23 protein-coding genes are annotated in these 20,939 nt (G+C 70.1%); 18 read left to right on the plus strand and 5 right to left on the minus strand.

Annotation, left to right across the window (positions count from 1 at the left end; genetic code table 11):
* Positions 1–99: 99 nt before the first annotated feature.
* Positions 100–1,413, minus strand: a complete 1,314-nt coding sequence (locus QBE02_RS01185) for an LLM class flavin-dependent oxidoreductase (protein ID WP_279366787.1) — start codon at positions 1,411–1,413, stop codon at positions 100–102.
* Entirely contained in the window at positions 1,410–2,720 is a 1,311-nt protein-coding gene (locus tag QBE02_RS01190) for an O-acetylhomoserine aminocarboxypropyltransferase/cysteine synthase family protein (RefSeq protein WP_279366788.1), read from the minus strand. Before QBE02_RS01190 ends, QBE02_RS01185 begins: the two co-directional genes overlap by 4 nt.
* A gap of 259 nt (positions 2,721–2,979) precedes the next feature.
* Between QBE02_RS01190 and leuC the strand changes: the two genes are divergently transcribed.
* The 6 genes from leuC to QBE02_RS01220 all read left to right on the plus strand — a co-directional run bounded on the left by leuC (position 2,980) and on the right by QBE02_RS01220 (position 9,335).
* A complete protein-coding gene (gene leuC, locus QBE02_RS01195) occupies positions 2,980–4,440 on the plus strand; it encodes a 3-isopropylmalate dehydratase large subunit (RefSeq protein ID WP_279366789.1) in 1,461 nt (486 codons plus the stop codon).
* Between the two features lies 1 nt (position 4,441).
* Complete coding sequence (leuD, locus tag QBE02_RS01200) at positions 4,442–5,038, plus strand: 3-isopropylmalate dehydratase small subunit (protein WP_279366790.1); 597 nt, start codon at positions 4,442–4,444, stop codon at positions 5,036–5,038.
* 62 nt (positions 5,039–5,100) lie between these two features.
* Positions 5,101–6,474, plus strand: a complete 1,374-nt coding sequence (gene murA, locus QBE02_RS01205) for a UDP-N-acetylglucosamine 1-carboxyvinyltransferase (protein ID WP_279366791.1) — start codon at positions 5,101–5,103, stop codon at positions 6,472–6,474.
* A 3-nt stretch (positions 6,475–6,477) separates the two neighbouring features.
* Positions 6,478–7,218, plus strand: coding sequence for a lysophospholipid acyltransferase family protein (locus QBE02_RS01210; RefSeq protein ID WP_268104134.1), 741 nt, complete (start codon positions 6,478–6,480; stop codon positions 7,216–7,218).
* A complete protein-coding gene (locus tag QBE02_RS01215) occupies positions 7,208–8,350 on the plus strand; it encodes an NAD(P)H-dependent glycerol-3-phosphate dehydrogenase (RefSeq protein ID WP_279366792.1) in 1,143 nt (380 codons plus the stop codon). Before QBE02_RS01210 ends, QBE02_RS01215 begins: the two co-directional genes overlap by 11 nt.
* Positions 8,250–9,335: a D-alanine--D-alanine ligase family protein gene (locus QBE02_RS01220; RefSeq protein WP_279366793.1), complete on the plus strand. Its 1,086-nt coding sequence runs from the start codon at positions 8,250–8,252 to the stop codon at positions 9,333–9,335. The genes QBE02_RS01215 and QBE02_RS01220 overlap by 101 nt, the downstream gene beginning before the upstream one ends.
* Before the next feature lie 126 nt (positions 9,336–9,461).
* Here QBE02_RS01220 and QBE02_RS01225 read toward each other — a convergent pair whose 3' ends face one another.
* Positions 9,462–9,965 (minus strand): DUF3515 family protein, encoded by a 504-nt coding sequence (locus QBE02_RS01225; RefSeq protein WP_279366794.1) that lies wholly within the window; start codon positions 9,963–9,965, stop codon positions 9,462–9,464.
* A 25-nt stretch (positions 9,966–9,990) separates the two neighbouring features.
* Between QBE02_RS01225 and thiL the strand changes: the two genes are divergently transcribed.
* Positions 9,991–10,995, plus strand: a complete 1,005-nt coding sequence (thiL, locus tag QBE02_RS01230) for a thiamine-phosphate kinase (protein ID WP_279366795.1) — start codon at positions 9,991–9,993, stop codon at positions 10,993–10,995.
* Positions 10,996–10,999: 4 nt separating this feature from the next.
* Here the strand turns inward: thiL and rsmD are convergent, their stop codons facing one another.
* A complete protein-coding gene (gene rsmD, locus QBE02_RS01235; RefSeq protein WP_279366796.1) occupies positions 11,000–11,566 on the minus strand; it encodes a 16S rRNA (guanine(966)-N(2))-methyltransferase RsmD in 567 nt (188 codons plus the stop codon).
* An 83-nt stretch (positions 11,567–11,649) separates the two neighbouring features.
* On the opposite strand from rsmD, the gene QBE02_RS01240 reads away from it, so the two are divergent.
* From QBE02_RS01240 to QBE02_RS01290, 11 genes are all read left to right on the plus strand, one after another.
* Positions 11,650–13,824, plus strand: coding sequence for an ATP-dependent DNA helicase RecG (locus QBE02_RS01240; protein WP_279366797.1), 2,175 nt, complete (start codon positions 11,650–11,652; stop codon positions 13,822–13,824).
* Positions 13,825–13,865: 41 nt separating this feature from the next.
* Complete coding sequence (gene coaD, locus QBE02_RS01245) at positions 13,866–14,363, plus strand: pantetheine-phosphate adenylyltransferase (protein ID WP_279366798.1); 498 nt, start codon at positions 13,866–13,868, stop codon at positions 14,361–14,363.
* 159 nt (positions 14,364–14,522) lie between these two features.
* Complete coding sequence (locus tag QBE02_RS01250; protein ID WP_056230851.1) at positions 14,523–15,017, plus strand: YceD family protein; 495 nt, start codon at positions 14,523–14,525, stop codon at positions 15,015–15,017.
* Positions 15,018–15,019: 2 nt separating this feature from the next.
* On the plus strand, positions 15,020–15,229 hold the full coding sequence (gene rpmF / locus QBE02_RS01255) for a 50S ribosomal protein L32 (RefSeq protein ID WP_013586329.1): 210 nt from the start codon (positions 15,020–15,022) through the stop codon (positions 15,227–15,229).
* 10 nt (positions 15,230–15,239) lie between these two features.
* A complete protein-coding gene (gene rnc / locus QBE02_RS01260; RefSeq protein ID WP_279366799.1) occupies positions 15,240–15,932 on the plus strand; it encodes a ribonuclease III in 693 nt (230 codons plus the stop codon).
* Positions 15,925–16,812 (plus strand): bifunctional DNA-formamidopyrimidine glycosylase/DNA-(apurinic or apyrimidinic site) lyase, encoded by an 888-nt coding sequence (gene mutM / locus QBE02_RS01265; RefSeq protein WP_279366800.1) that lies wholly within the window; start codon positions 15,925–15,927, stop codon positions 16,810–16,812. Before rnc ends, mutM begins: the two co-directional genes overlap by 8 nt.
* 90 nt (positions 16,813–16,902) lie before the next feature.
* The gene (locus tag QBE02_RS01270; protein WP_279366801.1) at positions 16,903–17,211 is read left to right on the plus strand and encodes a hypothetical protein; all 309 of its coding nucleotides are present in this window, start codon (positions 16,903–16,905) and stop codon (positions 17,209–17,211) included.
* Positions 17,211–18,527: a hypothetical protein gene (locus QBE02_RS01275; protein ID WP_279366802.1), complete on the plus strand. Its 1,317-nt coding sequence runs from the start codon at positions 17,211–17,213 to the stop codon at positions 18,525–18,527. The genes QBE02_RS01270 and QBE02_RS01275 overlap by 1 nt, the downstream gene beginning before the upstream one ends.
* Positions 18,514–19,065 carry a hypothetical protein gene (locus QBE02_RS01280; RefSeq protein ID WP_279366803.1) on the plus strand — a complete coding sequence of 184 codons (552 nt, stop codon included), beginning with the start codon at positions 18,514–18,516 and terminating at the stop codon, positions 19,063–19,065. Before QBE02_RS01275 ends, QBE02_RS01280 begins: the two co-directional genes overlap by 14 nt.
* 15 nt (positions 19,066–19,080) lie before the next feature.
* Complete coding sequence (locus QBE02_RS01285; protein ID WP_279366804.1) at positions 19,081–19,485, plus strand: hypothetical protein; 405 nt, start codon at positions 19,081–19,083, stop codon at positions 19,483–19,485.
* A gap of 10 nt (positions 19,486–19,495) precedes the next feature.
* Entirely contained in the window at positions 19,496–19,786 is a 291-nt protein-coding gene (locus tag QBE02_RS01290; RefSeq protein ID WP_279366805.1) for a WXG100 family type VII secretion target, read from the plus strand.
* An 11-nt stretch (positions 19,787–19,797) separates the two neighbouring features.
* Here the strand turns inward: QBE02_RS01290 and QBE02_RS01295 are convergent, their stop codons facing one another.
* Positions 19,798–20,877: a GNAT family N-acetyltransferase gene (locus QBE02_RS01295; RefSeq protein ID WP_279366806.1), complete on the minus strand. Its 1,080-nt coding sequence runs from the start codon at positions 20,875–20,877 to the stop codon at positions 19,798–19,800.
* Positions 20,878–20,939 lie beyond the last annotated feature (62 nt).

The following is a 20,939-nucleotide window of genomic DNA, read 5'->3' on the forward strand; positions in this document are numbered from 1 at the left end:
GACGAGGACCCTGCGCGTCGACGACCCGGAGCCTGTCGAAGGGTCCGGGTGCCGCGACCCCTGGCGGGCTCAGCCACCTGGGGCCACGGCATCCGGAATCTAGAACGCGCGCAGATTCGCCTGAAGTCCGCCGTCGACGTACTCCTCGCGGAGGATGCCGCGCCGACGCAGGATCGGCACGAGGTCATCGAGTACGCGATGCACGGTGACAGGGTGCAGGTCGCCCCACAGCAGCACGCCGTCATTGCCCCACGTGCCGAGTTCTTCGATGCGGTCGGCGAACTCGTCGGCCGTCCCCACGAAGCCGGAGCCGTCGTCCAGGCGGCCCACGCGTGCGTGCGCGGCGAGGATCGTGCGCAGGGGAGCGTCGTCGTCGTGCTTTCCGACGAGCCGCTTGATGCTGCCCTCCGACACGTGCTCGCCGAAGATCGACCGGTCGAGCGGCTTGTCGAGGTCGAGACCGGTCAGATCGGTCTCAAGATCGCTTGACTGCTTGCGGGCGATGGCGACGAGCGCCTCGTCATCGGGGTGAGCGGATGCCGCGACGAGGCGGTCGGCTTCCTCCGGCGACGAGACGAGCACGGGCTGGATGGCGAAGAGGATCTTGATGTCGGCCGCCGCTCGCCCCGCGGCAACGGCTGCGTCCTGGATGCGGCCCCGATACGCCCGGATGCTCTGTTCGTCGAGAGGTGCGAGCGCGAGCTGCACGTCGGAGTTGTGCCCCGCGAACGACAGGCCGCGGCCGGATCCGCCGGGGGAGACGATCGTGGGCGCGCCGTCGGTGAAGGGCACCGCGTTCAGCGGCCCGTCGAAGCCGTAGTGCTCGCCGCGGTGCCGCACCGCCTCGAGCTTCGTGCCGTCGGCGTAAACACCCGTCTCTTCGTCGGCGACGAGAGCGCCCTCGCCCCAGCTGTTCCAGAGCTTCCGGATGCCGTCGAGCCACTCCTCCGCCCGGTCGTAGGCCGCATCGTGCCCGAGCTGCGGCGCGGTGGAGAAGTGGCGCGCGCTGCCGGTGTCGGTGACGACGTTCAGGCCGAGACGGTGGCCGCTCAGGTGCTGGAGCGTCGCGAACTGCCGAGCGGCGGTGTACGGCAGATACGCGGCCGGGTTGACCGTCGGCACCACGCCCAAATGCTGCGTCGCCGCGAACAGGTACGGCGCGAGCAGCAGCGGGTCGTGCTTCGGTCCGCCGAAGGCGTGGCGCACGCGCAGGTCGATCGTGTCGGCGCTGCCGAGCGAGGGTGCGTCTTCGATGATCAGCAGGTCGAAGCCGGCCTGCTCGAGCGTGCGGGCCGAGTCCTGGTAGAGGCCGGGCTCGGTCCAGCGGTGGTTCCAGCGCAGGTAGGGGTGGCCCCACCCGTGGGGGCCGAAGCCGCGCGCGAGGAACCAGCCGAAGTGCTGCAGCCGGCTCATAGCACGACCGTCTCGCGCTCGAGCACGGGGACGCCCAGGAGCGCCTGTTCGAGGTCGGCGAGCAGGTCGTCGATGTCTTCGATGCCGACCGACAGGCGGATCGTGCCGGGGAAGACGCCCGCCCGCTCGCGCTCGGCGACGGTGCGGGCGGCGTGCGAGGTGCTCTGCGGGTGCAGCACGAGCGAGCGCACGTCGCCGAGGTGAGTCATGTGCGTGATGACCTCGACCGACTGCACGACGTGGCGCGCCGCCTCGAGACCGCCGCGCAGGGTGACGGTGAAGACCGACCCGAAGCCGCGCGTCAGGTAGCGCTCACCGAGGCCGTGGTGGGGGTGCGAGTCGAGACCGATGTAGTCGACGCGCTCGACCTCGGGGCGTTGTTCGAGCCAGCGGGCGACGGCGAGGGCGTTCTGCGACTGCCGCTCGACGCGCAGGCTCAGGGTCTCGATGCCCTGGCCGATCAGGAAGGCGTTCAACGGCGAGGGCGAGGGGCCGAACCGCGGCGCCACGCTCTCGCGGATGTACTGCCCGCGCGCACGGGCGCCGTACTTCTCGGCGTAGCTCGCCCCGCCCAGACGGTCGGTCTGCACGAGGTGGGCAAAGCGGTGACCGGATGCCGCGGCGTCGAAGCGACCGTCGTCGACGATGACACCGCCGAGCACGGCGCCTTGACCGGCCAGGAACTTGCTCGCCGAGTGCACGACGACGGCGGCCCCGTGCTCGATCGGGCGGAGGAGGTACGGAGTGGTGAACGTGCTGTCGACCACGAGCGGGATGCCGTGCTCGGCGCCGATCACGGCCACCGCGGCCACGTCGAGCACGTCGTTGCGGGCGTTCGAGAGCGTCTCGGCGAAGAGGGCCCTCGTGCGCGGGGTGATCGCGGCGCGCCAGGCGTCGAGGTCGTCGGTGTCGACGAAGGTCGTTTCGACGCCGAGGCGCGCGAGGTTGTCGAGCAGGAGGCCGCGCGTGCCCTCGTAGATGTGCTCCGACACGACGACGTGGTCGCCGGCTCCGGCGAGGGCGAGCAGCGCGACGGTGACGGCCGCCTGACCGCTCGAGACGAGCACGGCCTGGTCGCCGCCCTCGAGCGAGGCGAGACGCTCTTCGACGGCGTGCACGGTGGGGTTACCGGTGCGGCTGTAGCCGAAGCCCGTGCCCTCGCCGAAGTGCGCGGCCGACTCGTCGAGGTCGCTGAACGTGAAGCCCGCCGTGAGGTAGATCGGGGTCGCGCGCGGGCTCGCCTGCGCGGTCGCCGCTCCTGCGTGGACCTGGCGAGTGGAGAAACCGGTGTCGGCGCCTGCGGCCATGGCGCACTCCTTCCTTCGGGTCGGCCCAGATTCGCACGCGCGGGCTCCGGGCGGCGAAACGTGCGTCGCTCTGTGACGCCGCCGACACGGCATCCGCCACCCGTCCCCGGCGGCGGGGGTGTCGGACGCCGGTGGTATCGTGACGACGTGCGGATCGCTCGCCTCCTCCTTAGCGGCCGCGACGAGACCTTGTTCTAGGCCTCTCTCGTCGCGGAGTTCGTCGCGGGCCTCACACCCCCTTCCGAGGAGAAACGCAAACATGAGCACGATTCCCGAGAACCCTCGCACCCTGGCCGAGAAGGTCTGGGACGACCACCTCGTGGTCAAGGGCGAGAACGGTCAGCCCGACCTCATCTACATCGACCTCCACCTCGTGCACGAGGTGACGAGCCCCCAGGCCTTCGACGGCCTGCGCGCCGAGGGTCGCCCCGTGCGCCGGCTCGACCTGACGATCGCGACCGAAGACCACAACACCCCGACGCTCGACATCGACAAGCCGATCGCCGACCTCACCAGCCGCACGCAGATCGAGACGCTGCGCCGCAACGCCGACGAGTTCGGCGTGCGCATCCACTCGCTGGGCGACAAGGAGCAGGGCATCGTCCACGTGGTCGGCCCGCAGCTCGGCCTCACCATGCCGGGCATCACCGTCGTGTGCGGCGACTCGCACACCTCCACCCACGGCGCGTTCGGCGCGATGGCGTTCGGCATCGGCACCAGCGAGGTCGAGCACGTGCTCGCCACCCAGACCCTGCCGCTCAAGCCCTTCAAGACGATGGCGATCACCGTCGAGGGCGAGCTGAAGCCCGGCGTCACCGCGAAGGACATCATCCTCGCGATCATCGCCAAGATCGGTGCCAACGGCGGCCAGGGCTACGTGCTCGAGTTCCGCGGCAGCGCGATCCGCTCCCTCTCGATGGAGGGCCGCATGACGATGTGCAACATGTCGATCGAGGCCGGTGCCCGCGCGGGCATGATCGCCCCCGACGAGACGACCTTCGCTTACGTCAAGGACAAGCCGCACGCGCCGCGGGGCCAGGACTGGGACGACGCGGTCGCCTACTGGCGCACGCTGCCGAGCGACGAGGGCGCGGTCTACGACGCCGAGGTCTTCCTCGATGCGAACGAGCTCGAACCCTTCGTCACCTGGGGCACGAACCCGGGCCAGGGCGTCTCGCTGAGCGACGTCGTTCCGACCCCGGCCGACATCGCCGACCCCAACGAGCGCGCCGCCGCCGAGCGGGCGCTGGAGTACATGGACCTGCAGGCCGGCACCCCGATGAAGGACATCCCGGTGGATGCCGTGTTCATGGGTTCCTGCACCAACAGCCGCATTGAAGACCTCCGCGCCTTCGCCTCGGTCATCGAGGGGCGAACCAAGGCCGAGAACGTCCGCGTCATGGTCGTGCCGGGATCGGCGCGCGTGCGACTCGAAGCCGAGGCCGAGGGCCTCGACAAGGTCTTCACCGACTTCGGCGCCGAGTGGCGCTTCGCGGGGTGCTCGATGTGTCTGGGCATGAACCCCGACCAGTTGGCCCCGGGGGAGCGCTGCGCGTCGACCTCGAACCGCAACTTCGAAGGACGCCAGGGCAAGGGCGGGCGCACGCACCTGGTCTCGCCGCTGGTCGCCGCGGCCACGGCCGTGCGCGGAACGCTGTCGAGCCCGGCCGATCTGGACCCCGTTCCCACCGAGACCGTTTCGACCGGGGCGGAGGCCTGACATGGAGAAGTTCACCACGCACACCGGTGTCGCCACGCCTCTGAAACGCTCTGCCGTCGACACCGACCAGATCATCCCCGCGGTGTTCCTCAAGCGCGTCACCAAGACCGGCTTCGAAGACGCCCTGTTCTCGAACTGGCGCCAGGACCCCGGGTTCGTGCTCAATCAGGACGCTTACCGCTCGGCATCCGTCCTCGTCGCCGGCCCCGACTTCGGCACCGGATCCAGCCGCGAGCACGCCGTGTGGGCGCTGCGCGACTACGGGTTCCGTGTCGTGCTGAGCCCCAAGTTCGCCGACATCTTCCGCGGCAACTCGGGCAAACAAGGCCTGGTCACGGGCGTGATCACCGAGGACGAGGTCGAGCAGATCTGGGCTATCCTCGAGGCGAACCCGGGCATCGAGATGACCGTGGACCTCACCGCGAAGACCGCCACGGTCGGCGATCTCCAGGTCTCGTTCGAGATCGACGATTACACTAGGTGGCGGCTTCTCGAAGGGCTCGATGACATCGGGCTCACTCTGCGTGACGAAGACAAGATCACGCAGTTCGAGGCGCGCCGCGAGGCATGGCGGCCGCAGACCCTTCCGGTCCGCTGAGCCCGATCGACCCGATCGGGTCGATCTGCCGCCCCTCGTCCACGAAGTGAGGTCCACCCCCCATGAGCACACTCGTCACCGACTCCGGAGACCAGAACCCCGGACAGCCCGACTGGGAGGCGGCCGAAACTCTTTCGATCCGCGGCGGTCGGCCCCTGCGCGGGACCGTCGAGGTCAAGGGCGCGAAGAACCTGGTGACGAAGGCCATGGTGGCCGCGCTCCTGGGCGAGACCACGAGCACGCTCCGCGACGTGCCGATGATCAGCGACGTCAAGGTCGTCCGGTCGCTCCTCGAGGTGCACGGCGTCACCGTGACCGAGGGTGACGAGGAGGGCACGCTCCACCTCGACCCCTCGGGCGCGGTCGCCGCGCACTTTGAAGAGATCGACGCGCACGCGGGGGCCTCGCGCATCCCGATCCTGTTCTGCGGGCCGCTGCTGCACCTGCTCGGCGAGGCGCTCATCCCCGACCTCGGCGGATGCCGCATCGGCGATCGCCCGATCAACTTCCACATGGACGCCCTGCGCGCCTTCGGCGCCGTCGTCGACAAGAGCTACGAAGGCATCCGCATCACAGCCCCGAACGGCCTGCACGGCGCGAACATCACCCTGCCCTACCCGAGCGTCGGCGCGACCGAGCAGGTCCTGCTCACCGCCGTCCGCGCGAAGGGCGTCACGGAGCTGCGCAACGCCGCGATCGAGCCCGAGATCATGGATCTCATCGCCGTGCTGCAGAAGATGGGCGCGATCATCTCGTACGAGCCCAACCGCGTCATCTTCATCGAGGGCGTCGACAAGCTCGTCGGCTACGACCACCGCGCGATCTTCGACCGCAACGAAGCCGCCTCGTGGGCCTGCGCCGCGCTGGCGACCGACGGCGAGATCTTCGCCAAGGGCGCCCGCCAGCAGGACATGCTGACCTTCCTCAACGTCTTCCGCAAGGCCGGCGGCTGGTTCGACGTGCGCGAGGACGGCATCCTGTTCCGCCGCGGCGACGCCCTCAAGCCCGTCGTGGTCGAGACCGACGTGCACCCCGGCTTCATGACCGACTGGCAGCAGCCGCTCATTGTCGCGCTCACGCAGGCCCCCGGCACCTCCACCGTCCACGAGACCGTGTACGAGAACCGCCTGGGCTTCACCGAGGCGCTCAACAAGATGGGCGCCGACATCGTCGTGCACCCCAAGGGCATCTCGAGCCCCGATCGTCGGGTGCCGCGTCGCGACCTCGAGCAGGCGGCCGTCATCAACGGACCGACGCCGTTGCACGGCGCCGATGTCGAGGTCCCCGACCTGCGCGGCGGCTACAGCTACGTCATCGCGGCCCTGGCCGCGGAGGGCGAGTCGACCGTGCGCAACATCGGCATCATCCGCCGGGGCTACGAGAAGTTCCTCGAGAAGCTGACCGCTCTCGACGCCGACTTCGACGTCGTGGGCTGATCCGTGGCCGCCTCGCCCGAGAAGACGAAGCCGAGCGCCTTCTGGCCGCTCGCGGCGATCATCGTGCCGATCACGGGCCTGTTCGCCCGGATCGAGATCCGCGGGGGCGAGAACCTCCCGAGCGAGGGCGCCTACGTCATCGCTCCGAACCACAACTCGGAGTTCGACCCCGTGATCGTGGCCGTCGCCGTCTGGCGGCTCGGTCGCGCCCCGCGGTTCATGGCCAAAGAGAGTCTGTTCAAGGTGCCCGTTCTCGGTGCGGCGCTCCGTGCCACCGGTATGGTGCCGGTGCCGCGGGCCTCGACCAGCGCGAACCAATCGATGAAAGCGGCCGAGCAGATCGCCCGCGACGGCCGCGGTGTGATCGTTTACGCGGAGGGAACCCTCACGCGCGACCCCGACCTGTGGCCGATGCGCGGCAAGACCGGGGCGGTTCGCCTGGCCCTGGCCGCCGATCTGCCGCTCATCCCCATGGCGCAGTGGGGCGTGCAGCAGATCCTGCCGCGGTACGGGAAGCTGAAGTTCCCCCGCCGCTCCCACGTCATCGTCGAGTTCGGCCCCGCCATGGACATGAGCGCCTACGCCGCCACGCGCACCCAGCCGGCCACCCTGACGAAGGCCACCGACGCGATGATGAACGAGATCACCGCGATGCTCTCCGGCATCCGGGGTCTTCCCGCTCCCGCGGAGCGCTGGAACCCGTCGCAGCACGGGCAGAACGAGACGGGTCGCCTTGAGCCGTAAGAGCCCCGTGCCGGTCGCCGGACCTAAGGTCGCCGTCGTCGGCGCGGGCAGCTGGGGCACGACGTTCGGCAAGATCCTCGCCGACGGCGGAGCCTCGGTGGTCATGTGGGCGCGCCGCCCCGAGCTGGCCGCAGAGATCACCGAGTCCAAGCGCAACAGCCGCTACCTCTCGGGCATCAACCTGCCGCGGACCATGACGGCCACCACCGACCTCGCCGAGGCGCTGAACGGCGCGGAGCAGATCTTCCTGTCGGTGCCGAGTCAGTCGCTGCGCGACAACCTCGCGGCCATCCGACCCCTCGTCGAGCGCACGGACGTGCCGCTCGTCTCGCTCATGAAGGGCGTCGAGAAGTCGACCGGCCTGCGCATGAGCCAGGTCATCGAACAGGTGCTCCAGTGCGACCCGGCCCGTATCGCCGTGGCATCCGGTCCCAACCTCGCCCTCGAGATCGCCCGCGAGCAGCCCACCGCGGCCGTCATCAGCTCCTTGAGCCCCGAGACCGCCGAGGCCGTGGCCCGCCGCGCGCGCAACAGGTACTTCCGCTCGTTCGTGAACACCGACGTGATCGGCACCGAGTTCGGCGGCGTGCTGAAGAACCTCATCGCCGTCGCGATCGGCATCGTCGACGGCGTCGGCTACGGCGAGAACACGAAAGCCTCGATCATCACGCGCGGCCTCGTGGAGATGACCGACTTCGCCGTGGCGCAGGGCGCCCAGCCCGAGACCCTGCAGGGCCTCGCCGGCCTCGGCGACCTCATCGCGACGTGCCAGTCGCCGCTCAGCCGCAACAACACCGCCGGGCGCCTGCTCGGCCAGGGCTACGGCTACAAAGAGGTCGTGACGCAGATGCAGCAGACCGCGGAGGGCTTGGCATCCGTCGCCCCCGTCCTGCAACTCGCGAGGCAGGTCGGCGTCGACATGCCCATCGTGCAGCAGGTCAAGATGGTGCTCGACGGGACCATGGACCCGCGCGACATCGCACCGCACCTGACGACAGACGACGACCAGCCGCAGGGCGAGAGGACGCAGAATGACCAAACCGGTGGTGGTGGTGCTCTTCGGCGGGCGCTCCAGCGAGCATTCGATCAGTTCCGCCACGGCGGGCGGGGTGCTGCGGGCGATCGACCGTGACCGCTTCCGGGTCATCCCGGTCGGCATCACCCGCGACGGCGCTTTCGTTCTCGAAGACGACGATCCCGACAAGTTCGCGCTGATCCCCGACGCACTGCCCGAGGTGCGCGACAACGGCACGCGCGTTCGCCTGCCCGACTCGACGCTCTCACGCGAGTGGACGGTGACGGATGCCGAGGGCACTCGGTCGCTCGGCGACGTCGACGTCGTGCTGCCGATCCTGCACGGCCGCTTCGGAGAGGACGGTACGGTGCAGGGGCTGCTCGAGCTGCTCGGCATCCCGTACGCCGGCGGCGGAGTGCTCATGTCGGCGATCGGCATGAACAAGCACGTGACCAAGCAGGTGCTGCGCGCCGCGAACGTGCCCGTGGTGCCGTGGGTCGCGGTGACCCGCGCCGACCTCGCGCGCGACCGCTCGCTGTGGGAGCGCCGCATCCGAGCGCTCGACCTGCCCGTGTTCGTCAAGCCGAACGAGGCCGGCTCCAGCGTCGGCGTCACGAAGGTGTCGCAGTGGGATGACCTCGACGCCGCTCTCGACACCGCGTTCGCCGAAGACGGGCTGGTGCTGGTCGAGAAGGCGATCGTCGGCCGCGAGGTGGAGTGCGGCGTGCTGCCCGGGCGCGATGGCGGACCGGTGCGTGTCAGCGTCGCCGGCGAGATCGTCGTGACGGGGCGCGAGTTCTACGACTTCGAGGCGAAGTACCTCGGGGCTGCCGGCGTCGAGCTCGTGTGCCCCGCCGACCTGCGCGACGGCGAGCTCGCCGAGATGCAGCGGATCGCCGCCCAGGCGTTCGAGGCAATCGGCGGCCAGGGTCTCGCGCGCGTCGACTTCTTCTACACCGGCACCGAGTTCTACGTGAACGAGGTCAACACCATGCCCGGGTTCACGCCGATCTCGATGTTCCCGACCTGCTGGATCGCCTCGGGCCTGTCGTACCCCGACCTCATCAGCGACCTGCTCGACGCGGCCCTCGCGAAGGCCTGAGTCGCGGCCCGACTCGCCGTGCGCAACGGCGGGCCGGGCCGGCGGCGCGCCGTCGCCGGGGTCGGTGACGCCGGTGTGTCGGGAAGAGTCCCGCGGTTGCGCACGCGGGGTCGGACGCGGCGCGCGCTACGGCGTCGGGCTCGGCGAGGGCGTGGCGTCGGAGGCCGAGGTGCACACGGCGCCCGTCGACGGCAGGTACTGGCTGATCAGCGGTCCGAGGGCCTGGGCCACATCGGCGCTGCTGGCCTCTTTGTAGTCCAGGTAGACCTGGACCGCGGGGCTGCGCCCGAACGTCGTCAGGGTGTACCGGTTGTCGGCCGCCTGCGACTCGTCGACCAGCCAGTCCACGCCGTTGAACGGGCGACACGGCAGGGTGGACGGGCCGGGGGTCTCGAGCCCGCACGTCATGAGGATCGCGGTGGGATCTCCCCACGCACCGGTCGATTGCGCGTCGGTCCAGCGGCGGTTCTGCCCCGAGATTGTCTGGGGCAGTCGCGAGGTGATCTCGGCGCACGCCGGGTCGTTCGCGTTCTTGGCCGGCTGCATCGCGACCGTGGTGCTGCACGCCGCGAGGCCGGGGAGGAGGGCGGCGGCGGCGAGGAGCGCGAGGAGGCGGGAGGAGCGGGGCACCCCTCCAGGCTAATAGCGTGGGGGAGTGACCGACGCCGAGACCACCCGTGCAACCACTGTGGGCGAGCTGTCCGAGGGGCAGATCCTGCGCGGCATCCTGGACCGTCTTCCGCCGTCGACCGCCCCGGTCGGGCCCGGTGACGATGCCGCTGTGCTGTCGGTTCCCGACGGGCGGGTCGTCGCGACGACCGACACGCTCGTGCACGGGCCCGACTTCCGGCTGGCGTGGTCGTCGTCGTTCGATCTCGGTTTCAAGTCCGCGGCGGTGAACCTCGCCGATGTCGCCGCGATGGGTGCGCGACCGATCGCTCTGCTGGTCGCGCTCGCGATGCCCGACGACACTCCTGTCACGTTCGTCCGCGGGTTCGCCGACGGCCTCGCGGCGGCCTGCGCCGAGCTGGCACCGGACTGCGCGGTCGAGGGGGGCGACCTCACGGTCTCGGACACCCTGACCATCGCCGTGACGGCCCTGGGGAGCCTCGACGGCCGCGATCCCGTGCGTCGCTCCGGTGCCCGCGTCGGAGACGGCGTCTACGTGATCGGCGAGCTCGGCGAGGCCGCGCGGGGACTCGAGGTGCTCTTCGGGCGGTTCCGGGATGCCGACGGCACTCCCGTCGTGATCACGTCCGAGGCCCGGGCGGCGCTCGGTGCCGACGACGCGCGCGGACTGGCTCGCCAGCTCACGCCGCGACCGCCGATCGCGGAGGCCTTGCGCGCCGCGGATGCGGGGGCCACCGCGATGATGGACATCTCCGACGGTCTCGTCCTCGACGCCACGCGCCTGGCCGATGCCTCGGGGGTCACGATCGCCCTCGACTCCGCGACCCTCGGCGACGACCCCGACCGCGCGCTCGGCGGGGGAGAGGACCATGGGTTCCTCGTGACGTTCGCGGCCGGAGCGGACCCGCTGGGCCGTCGCGTGGGAACGGTCGTGGCGCGCGGGAGCGTAGCCGTCACCGTCGACGATCGGCCCTGGACGGGCCGGGGCGGGTGGGATCCGTACCGCGACTGGGACGCCGGTCGCGGCTGAGGGATCAGACGATCCGCGGTCGTCCCCACCACATCGTGGTGTCGCCGTAGGCGCGGTCGCGCTCGGCCTCGAGTCCGGCGGCGGCCCACTCGGGGGCGGCGGATCGCTTCGCCCGCTCGACGATCACCGTGGCGTCGGGGTGCAGGCGCGGCGCGAGCGCGACGAGCGCTTTCGTGAGCTCATCGTCGGCGAAGTCGTAGGGCGGATCGAGGAAAACGAGGTCCCATTCGAGGGTGGATGCCGAGAGGAACGTCGTGACGTTCGCCTTGTGCACGCGCGCGGGGGCGGTGACGCCGGCCGTCTTCACCCGTTCGGCGTTCTTGCGGATGAGGGCCGCGGCGGGTGCCGACAGCTCGACGAGGTCCGCGGAGACGGCGCCGCGGCTGAGGCTCTCGAGCCCCAGGGCGCCGGAGCCCGCGAACAGATCCGCCACGCGTGCGTCGTCGAGCAGGCCCGCGGACTCGAGCGCTCCGAAGAGCGACTCGCGGACGCGGTCGCTCGTGGGGCGGGTGCCCTTGGGGGGCACGTCGAGGACCGTGCCTCCGGCCCGGCCCGAGATGATGCGCGTCACCTCTCCAGCCTAGGGTCCTCGGTGCGGCGGTCCCGTGCGCGCGAGCGAACGGCGATGTCCGGGGGCCTGCCTAGACTCGGGGCATGCCCGGATTCTCGCTCGCGTCGCGCCTGGACGGCGCCATCGGCGGCAAGACCGCGACGGCATTCGAGAAGGCGTTCGGCGTGAAGACGGTGGGTGAGCTGCTCGAGCATTACCCCCGCCGCTACGCCCGTCGGGGTGAGCTCACGCCCATCGATTCCCTCCCGCTCGGCGAGCCGGTCACGATCGTGGCCGAGGTGGTCAGCGCGAACGAGCGTCGCATGCAGAACCGCCGCGGCTCGCTGCTCGAAGTCGTCATCAGCGACGGAGACGGGCGCATGTCGCTCACCTTCTTCAACCAGCCCTGGCGCTTGAAGGACCTGACTCCGGGGCGCCGCGGCATCTTCTCGGGCAAGGTCGGCGAGTACCGCCGCCAGACGCAGCTGACGAACCCCGACTACGAGCTGTTCGACGACATCGCCGAGGCTCGCGCCGAGGCCGAGGTGACGGCGAAGCGGCCCATCCCGATCTATCCCGCGACGAGTTCGATCCCGAGCACGCTCGTGCAGAAGACGATCTCGCTCGTGCTCGACGGACTCGGAGAGGTCGAAGACCCCCTGCCCGACGACCTGCGAGCTCGCCGCGGTCTCCTCCCGGCGCGCTCGGCGTTCGAGCAGATCCATCGCCCCGAGACCGATGACGACGTCCCGCCCGCGATCGCGACCCTGCGCATGCACGAGGCCTTCGTGCTGCAGACCGCCCTGCTCCAGCAGCGGCAGTTCGTGCGGGCGCTGTCGGCGACCAAGCGGCCGGCGGCGCCCGGTGGTCTGCTCGAGCGCTTCGACGCGATCCTCCCTTTCGAACTGACCGCCGACCAGCAGAGCGTCGGCGCGCAGCTCGAGGCCGACCTCGTCGCCGACTGGCCCATGAACCGTCTGGTGCAGGGCGAGGTGGGATCGGGCAAGACGCTGGTAGCGTTGCGCGCGATGCTGCAGGTCGCCGAATCCGGCGGGCAGTCCGCCCTCATCGCCCCCACCGAGGTGCTGGCCGGTCAGCACCTGCGCTCGATCGCCCGCATGCTCGGCCCCGAGCTCGCCCCCGAGGTCATGCCGACCCTGCTCACCGGGCAGATGCCGGCGGCAGAGCGTCGCCGCGCGGCCCTGCGGGTCGCCTCTGGTCAGGCGCGCATCGTCGTGGGCACTCACGCGCTCCTGAGCGCGACCACCACCTTCGCCGACCTCGGCTTCGTCGTCGTCGACGAGCAGCACCGTTTCGGCGTCGACCAGCGCGAGGCGCTGCGCGCCAAAGGCAGTTCTCCGCACACGCTCGTGTTGACGGCGACCCCCATCCCGCGCACCGTCGCCATGACGGTGTTCGGCGACCTCGACGTCTCGACCATCCGCACCATGCCGGCCGGGCGAGCCGGCATCCAGTCGTTCGTCGCCCCGCTCGCCGAGAAGCCCGCCTGGTTCGCCCGCGTGTGGGATCGCGTGGCCGAAGAGGTCGCCCTCGGGCGCCAGGCGTTCGTAGTGTGCGCCGCGATCGACTCCGACCAGCTCACCGCCGACGAGAAGACCGACGAACCGGCGGACGCACCGGCCGCCGCAGCCGAGGGCTCCCGCACGCGGTGGGGTGTCGTGCAGGTCGAGGCGTTGCTGTCGCGACTGCCGACGTTCAGCGGCATCCGCGTGCAGATCCTCCACGGCAAGATGCCCTCCGACGAGAAAGACGCCGTGATGCAGGCCTTCGCGCGCGGAGACATCGACGTTCTCGTCGCCACCACCGTGATCGAGGTCGGCGTCGACGTGCCCAACGCCTCCACGATGGTCATCCTCGAAGCCGATCGCTTCGGCGTCTCGCAGCTGCATCAGCTGCGCGGACGCGTCGGGCGAGGGGGGCTCCCGGGCCTCTGCCTGCTGGTGACCGAAGCCTCGCCCGGAACATCGGCGCGCTCACGCGTCGAGGCGGTGGCAGCGACCCTCGACGGCTTCGCCCTGGCCGAGGTCGACCTCGACCTGCGCGGCGAAGGTGACGTGCTCGGCGGCGCGCAGTCGGGAGCGCGTTCGTCGCTGCGTCTGCTGCGAGTGGTTACCGACGCCGACCTCATCACCGAGGCCCGCGCCGAGGGCGAGAGACTTCTCGCCGACGATCCGGCTCTGCGCCGGCATCCGGGGCTCGCCGCCGCCCTCGAGCGCCGTGTCGGAGTCGAGGAGCGCGCTGCCCTGGCGAAGTCCTGACCGTCGGGTCGCTGCCCCGGTCGCATCGGTAGGCTGGCGGCATGAACCCCCGGATCGCCGTCGTTCCCGGCTCGTTCGACCCTCCCACGCTCGGTCACCTCGATGTGATCCGGCGCGCGGCGGGTCTCTTCGACCAGCTGCACGTGCTCGTGGTCCACAACCCGGGCAAAGAGGCCATGCTCCCCATCGCTCAGCGGCAGAGTCTGCTCGAGCAGTCGATCGCCGAGGCGGGCGTCCAGGGCGACGTGATCGTCGCCGCGTGGAGCATGGGCCTGCTCGTGGACTACTGCACCGAGGTGGGAGCGAAGGTGCTCGTGAAGGGCATCCGTTCGCAGGTCGACGTGGCGTACGAGACGCCCATGGCGATCGTGAACCGCGACCTCGCCCACGTCGAGACGGTCTTCCTGCTTCCCGACCCCTCTCATGCGCTGGTCTCGAGCTCGCTCGTGCGTCAGGTGGCGGGTCTCGGCGGTGACGTGTCGCAATACGTTCCGCCCGCGGTCGCGCGGCTCCTCGACACCGGCGCTCGCGGCATCTGACACCCCCCTGGCCGTCGGGCAGGCGACCGTACCGCCGCGCCGACGGGCGACGCCCGGCCCCCGCCCAGGAGCGCACGGGTAGCATTGACCACCGTGAGAACTCGCCGACCCGGACCTTTCCAGCTCCCCGTACGCGACATCGAGCGCCACCCGGGCGAGATGCGCGAACACACGCTCGACCTGCCCACCCCCGAGAAGTGGGGTGAGGGACTGCTCGCGATCCCCGAGGGCGAGATCCTCGAGCTCGACGTGCGTCTCGAGTCCGTGCACGAGGGCATTCTCGTCTCGGGCACCGTCGACACCACCGCGGTCGGAGTGTGCGGACGCTGCTTGATCGACATCGCCGAGCCTGTCGAAGTCGAGTTCCAGGAACTTTTCGCGTATCCTGGGGACGAAGCGAACGACTTCGACGTTCAAGACGACCACGTGGATCTTGAAAATCTGGTCCGGGATGCCATTGTCCTTTCGCTTCCGTTCCAGCCGGTGTGTCAGCCGGACTGCCCCGGGCTCGACCCGAACACGGGCGAGAGGCTGACGGAAAGCCCCGGCACCACGGAGCAGACGCCTGTCGATCCTCGATGGGCTGCGCTCCAGCAGTACACCCCAGACGACGGCGATGCGCCCCGCGCCGCCCCCAAGACAGAGAAGAGCTAGTCATGGCAGGTAACCCCCCGAAGCGGAAGGTCTCCCGCTCCAACACCCGCTCGCGTCGTGCGCAGTGGAAGGCTGAAGCCCCCGCGCTGGTCAAGACCATCGAGAACGGCAAGGTCGTCTACAGCCGCCCCCACCAGGCGAAGGTCGTCACCGACTCGCAGGGCACCGAGCTCTTCCTCGAGTACAAGGGCCGCAAGGTCGCCGACGTCTGATCGGCGATTCGTGACGCGTAACAACGTCGAGCGCGCAGCGCTCACCGAGAAGCTCGGGGTCGAGATTGACCCCGAGCTTCTTTCTCTTGCTTTGACCCACCGTTCGTTCGCGTACGAGAACGGCGGCATTCCGCACAACGAGCGCCTCGAGTTCCTCGGCGACTCCGTGCTCGGCCAGGCCGTCACGGTCCGGCTGTTCACGCGGCATCCCGATCTCGACGAGGGAAGCCTCGCCAAGCGGCGCGCGAGCGTCGTGTCGACGGTGGCGCTGGCCGAGGTCGCCCGCACGATCGAACTCGGCGACCACGTGCGGCTGGGCCGCGGCGAGATCCTCACCGGTGGGCGCGACAAGGACTCGATCCTCGCCGACACCATGGAGGCGCTCATCGGCGCGACCTTCCTGTCGGCCGGCCCCGACGCGGCGACCGGCATGGTGCTGCGCCTGGTCGAACCGCTTCTCGCGGACCCCGAGCGGTACGGCGCGGCGATGGACCCGAAGACGAGCCTGCAAGAGATCGCGGCCCGACTCGGTCTCGCGGCTCCTGTCTACACGGTCGAGGCGACCGGGCCCGATCACGACCGCCGGTTCACCGCCACCGTCACCACGGGCGACGTCGTGACCACAGGCGTCGGCTCCAGCAAGAAGCACGCCGAGATGGCTGCGGCTCTCACCGCGTGGCGCGAGCTCGACGCGCGTGCCTGAGCTTCCCGAGGTCGAGGTCGTCCGCGCCGGTCTCGAGCCCGCCGTCACCGGCGCCCTCATCTCGTCGGTCGATGTGCGCGACGACCGCGCGCTGACCCGTCACGCCGGGGGAGCCGCGCACTTCGAGGCGGAGCTGACGGGCCGACGCATCGCGTCCGCCGTGCGCAGAGGCAAATTCCTGTGGATGCCGGTGGCCGACGACGAGGCCATCGTCACCCATCTGGGAATGAGCGGCCAGATGCTCCTCCGTGCCCCCGGAGCGCCGGAGGAGCGACACGAGCGCATCCGCATCGAGCTGGAGCACCCGGTGCACGGGCCGCTGTCGGTCGTGTTCGCCGATCAACGCACGTTCGGTTCGCTCGCGATCGACAGCCTGGTCGACACGCCCGACGGCGCTGCCGGCGGTCGCGGCTCGGACCTCGCCCGCGTACCGACGCAGGTCGCGCACATCGGCCGCGATCCCCTCGACCCCGCGTTCGACGCCGCACGATTCCGCGCGCGATTGGCCCGTACCTCCTCGGGGATCAAACGTGTGCTTCTGGATCAGACGGCGGCGAGCGGTATCGGCAACATCTACGCCGACGAGTCCTTGTGGGCTGCGCGCATCCACCCCGAGACGGCGGCATCCGATCTTCCGACGCGCGCGGTGAACCGTCTGCTCGTTGAAGTGCAGGCGGTGCTCGAGAAGGCCCTCGCCGAGGGGGGAACGAGCTTCGACGCCCAGTACGTCAACGTCAACGGGCAGGCAGGCTACTTCGCGCACTCGCTCAATGCGTACGGGCGCACCGGCCAGCCGTGTCCGCGGTGCGGGCGCCCGATCGTGCGCGTGTCGTTCATGAACCGGTCGAGCCACTTCTGCCCGCACTGCCAGCGGGTCTAGCGCGGCAGGCCGCCCCGGCGGGGGGCGAGCCGGCGTGTTACGCTCGCCGACATCGTGTCAGTGGGGTGCACGATGGGGGGAAGCTTTCACATGGGTCGGATCGACGTAGACAGCGAAGAGTATGACCGAGTCCGGCAGACGCTCACGCAGGCGGCGCAATCCCTGAGCTCCGCGGGCGGCGCGCTCGGGTCGGCTGTCCCCTCGATGGCGTTCGGACCGATCGCCGCATTCATCCCGCCCGGGTTCAACGCCCTGGGCGGGCTCATGGAAGGCGCGTCGGGCTTTGTCGGTGATCGAGCCGAGCGCAGTGCCGCCGGCATTGAGACCGCCGTGTCGGGCTTCCAACGCGTCGACGAGACCGCGCAGTCCGATCTCGACAGACTCGCCGGCGAACTCTGATGAGCGCGATCGTCGTGCTCCCCGCCGCGGACTCCGCCGCGGCGTCCCTGGCCGCGGCGGACTGGCAGAGTGGTCTGCCCGCGCCCGGAGCCGGGGGCGACGGGTGCGGCAGTGGCCTGTCGGGCTTCGCCTCCGTCATCGCCCAGTTCGTCCAACCCCTCGAGGAGCTGCTGGAGCGGGTCACTGGCGACCCGGCGGGCCTGTACCACGCGTCGCATGCCTGGGAGGTCTACGCCGGGGACGTGCAAGCGGTGTCCCAGACCTTCACCGACGCCCTCACACAGATCCAGGGGCATGTCCAGGGGATCACGGCGGCCGTCATCGAAGGCTCGCTCCGTGTGCTGGCTGCGGCGACGCACTCGATCGCGGACTGGTCCAAGGTCGTCAGCCAGGCTCTTCAGCTCTGCGTGCGCGCGGTCGAGATCATGCGATCCCTCGTGTGCAGCGGCTTCGAGCTGCTGTCGTCGGCGGCGGGGGTCATCGGAGACGTCCTGTTCGGCAGCTGGCCGTGGGAGATCGACGAGAAGAGCCAGGCCATCAGCGACTTCGCAGACAATTGCGCCCAGGTGATCGACGACGTCGTCGAGAACATCGACCGTGTGCTGCAGGCCCTGCGCGAGCTCCTCCGACTGGTGACGGACCTTTACCGGGCCATCGTGCCGTTCCACCAGGATCTCGAGAACCTGATCGGGCAGCTCCTCGCGGAGTTCCCGCCGGGCGACATCCCCGGGCTCGGTGGCCTGCCCGGTCTCGTGCCGGGGGACGGGTCGATGGGCGACACCTACAACCCTGGGCCCGTGCCCTACCCCGGTTCCGACCAGCGTTTCCAGGACGCCCACCCTCTGGGGTATCAGCACGAGTACGACCTCGGCACGACCGACATGACGACCGCCGAGCTGAATCAGATGCTCCGGGACCAGTTCGGGCACGTCTTCCTGCCGTCGCGCGAGGGTGACAACTCGCAGCTCAACATGCAGCTGCCCGCGGTCGGAGACACGATCAAGACGTCGCTCTTCGGGATGGGCATCCCCGGCGTCACGGCCGGCAATATCGAGGTGCAGCAGATCACCGATGACGGGTTCGTGATCGCCGCGCAGCGCGGGCATCCCGAGTATCCGGGCGAGGTCGCGTTCCGCCTGCGCAACGTCGACGGTCGAGCCGTGTTCGAGGTGACCGGCGCCTACGACGAAACGATCCTGGACGGTCTCGGATTCGATGGGAACACGAACGGGGCCTACGCGGGCATCTCTGATGTCAGCATCTGGGCCGACATGCAGTACCGACTCGAGGACATGATCAACTATGGCCCGTCTTGACCGCTGGATCGCGGCTCTTCTCGTCGTCGGCGGGATCGCATCCCTGACGGCGTGCGGCCAGGCGCGCCGCGACGACATTCCCCACGACGCGACCTCGGGCGGTCAGACGTTGAGCGAGATGCGCGCTGCGGTCTCGCATATCCCCGGTCTGTCGATCGATGTCGGCGGCGGTGAGGCGCCCAACGTGAAGGGCAACACGGGCTACGACATCGCGGTGACCGTCTCGCCCGGGTACCGCATCACCGACGGACCGGCCCTGATCACCTTTTTGACGGAGTCCGCGTGGTCGGTGCGCGAGGGGTACATGCCCAACGCGCAGATCTCGATCACCGTGAAAGACGACGCCGGGTCGGGGTTCGACGCCGCCGCGGCGGCCGCCGAAGCGGGGTGGATCGAGCCGCGCGAGCCCGTGCCGGGGTCGGACGGGTTTACCGTCGCCAACGTCAACGTCCGCGACGGATCGCCCGCTCGAGAGCGACTCGGCGCGTGGCCCGGCGAGGTGCCGGCCGTTCCGAGCAGCGTGACCGCCGCCAACTGACACCAGGGAGCCGAGATGACCGATCCTTTCACCGGTATGGATGCCGGGTTCGACGACGCCCGACGTCAGCTGCAGGAGATCCGCGCCAAGGCGCAGAACAACAAGCTGCGGGCGGAAGCGCTGGCCGAGGACGTCGATGCCATCTCCGAAGAGGTCCGCAGCGCCCGCGGAGAGGTGAGGGTGCGCGCCGGTGTCGGCGGACGCGTGCGACTGATCGCGTTCGGTGCCGAAGCCGAGCACCTCAGTCTGGACGCGCTCGGGCACCTCACCACTCGGACGATCGCCGAGGCGCAACACGCGGCGATGGCCCGCCTCGCGGATCGCGGCGCCGAGCTGTTCGGAGCCGAGTCCGACATCGCCCTGAGCTTGCGTCGCGACGCGGACCGGGGCTACCCCCGTTCGGGTACGTCGTCCTTCTGAGGAGGGGCCCATGCACGTCACGGCAGACACGGATTCGCTCGCCGCTTCGGCGCAGGCGCTGTCCAGCGCGGCCGATGCCCTGAGCGCCGAGATGGACACGTTGGCATCCGCTTCTCAGACCATGCGCGCGGGCTGGAAGGGCGAGGCGCAGGCCGCCTGGACGGGTCGACACGCTCAGATGGATAGCGCGATGCGCGACAAGGCCGCGGTGCTCCGGCTGACGAGCCAACGCGTGTCGCAGTACGCGCAGGATCTCGCGCAGGCGGACGTCGACGGCGCTCGCGCGGTCCTCGGTTTCTGAGACCCAGGTCGTCACAGCACCTTCTTCCACACTCCTTCGTACGAGATCGGTGCGAAGCCGATGGCTTCGTTTATCGAGAGCATGGGGCGGTTCTCCTCGGCGTTGTAGGTCAGCACGCGGGGCGAGCGGGGAGCAACGTCATTCCACGCGAGGAGCCCGGCGCACTTCACGAGCATTCCGAGCCGATGGCCGCGGTGCGACGCGACGACGAGGGTGTCCTCCTGGCTGGTCGCCGCGGTGCGGTCCTTGCCGATGACCAGCTCGTTGAAGGCCGCGAGCTCGCCGGTGTCGACGTGCTGGGCGGCGGTGACGAGCATGTGCCGCCCCGCGTCGGTGTAACCCGCTTCGTAGCGACGGACGCGGGCGGCATCCCAGACCTCCTCGTCGAACTCGAGGTCCGCCGAGGGGGCGTCCGTCACCATGCGGGACTTCATCCACGCGAAGGAGTCGACGAACTCGTCGGGAGTGGGGAGGGCCCACTGAACGATCCGGTACCCGACGGCCGCCTGCTCCGCCTCGGTGAGGAGTTCCTCGAGACGCGGTCGCGCCCCGGCGAGATCGAGCGCGCTCACCCGCACGATCTGCTCGAGCGAGAATCCGGATGCGAGGAGGAACCGCGCGGCGTGATCCCGGGGGACCGACCCGAACCCCGTCGGCGGCTCGAGGCGCGGTCCGTCCGCGGCGGGGTGCTCGGCCCACGACTGCAGGACGGTACGCCCGTGATCTCGAGCGATGTTCTCGATGAGCGCGTAGGCGGCGCGCCCGATGCCGTGCCCCCACGCGGAGCGGCGCAGTTCGATGAGCCAGAACCCGGTGCGGGCGCCCTCCTCCTGGGGGAAGTCGAGACCCACGCGCCCGACGACCTCGCCGTGGTGGACGGCGATCCAGGCGAATCGCTTCATCTCGGGTTGCGGTTGGTAGAGCGGGAGGAGCTCGTCGGCGGGCATCGATGAGTCGTCGTGGCCCGAGATCTCGGAGTAGATCAGGTTGCGGAGGCGGACCATCTCGCGGAAGTCGGCGGCATCCGGGTCATCGATGTGGGCGGGGACGTGAAGCGGGCGCAGCTCGAGGCCGGCGGGGAGGGAGGTCATTCGAAGGTCCTTCGTCGGATGAGAAGAGGGTGGGGGTGGGGTCGACCCGAAGGCCGACCCCA

The organism is Microbacterium testaceum, assembly GCF_029761935.1.
GTDB classification, from domain to species: Bacteria; Actinomycetota; Actinomycetes; order Actinomycetales; family Microbacteriaceae; genus Microbacterium; species Microbacterium testaceum_A.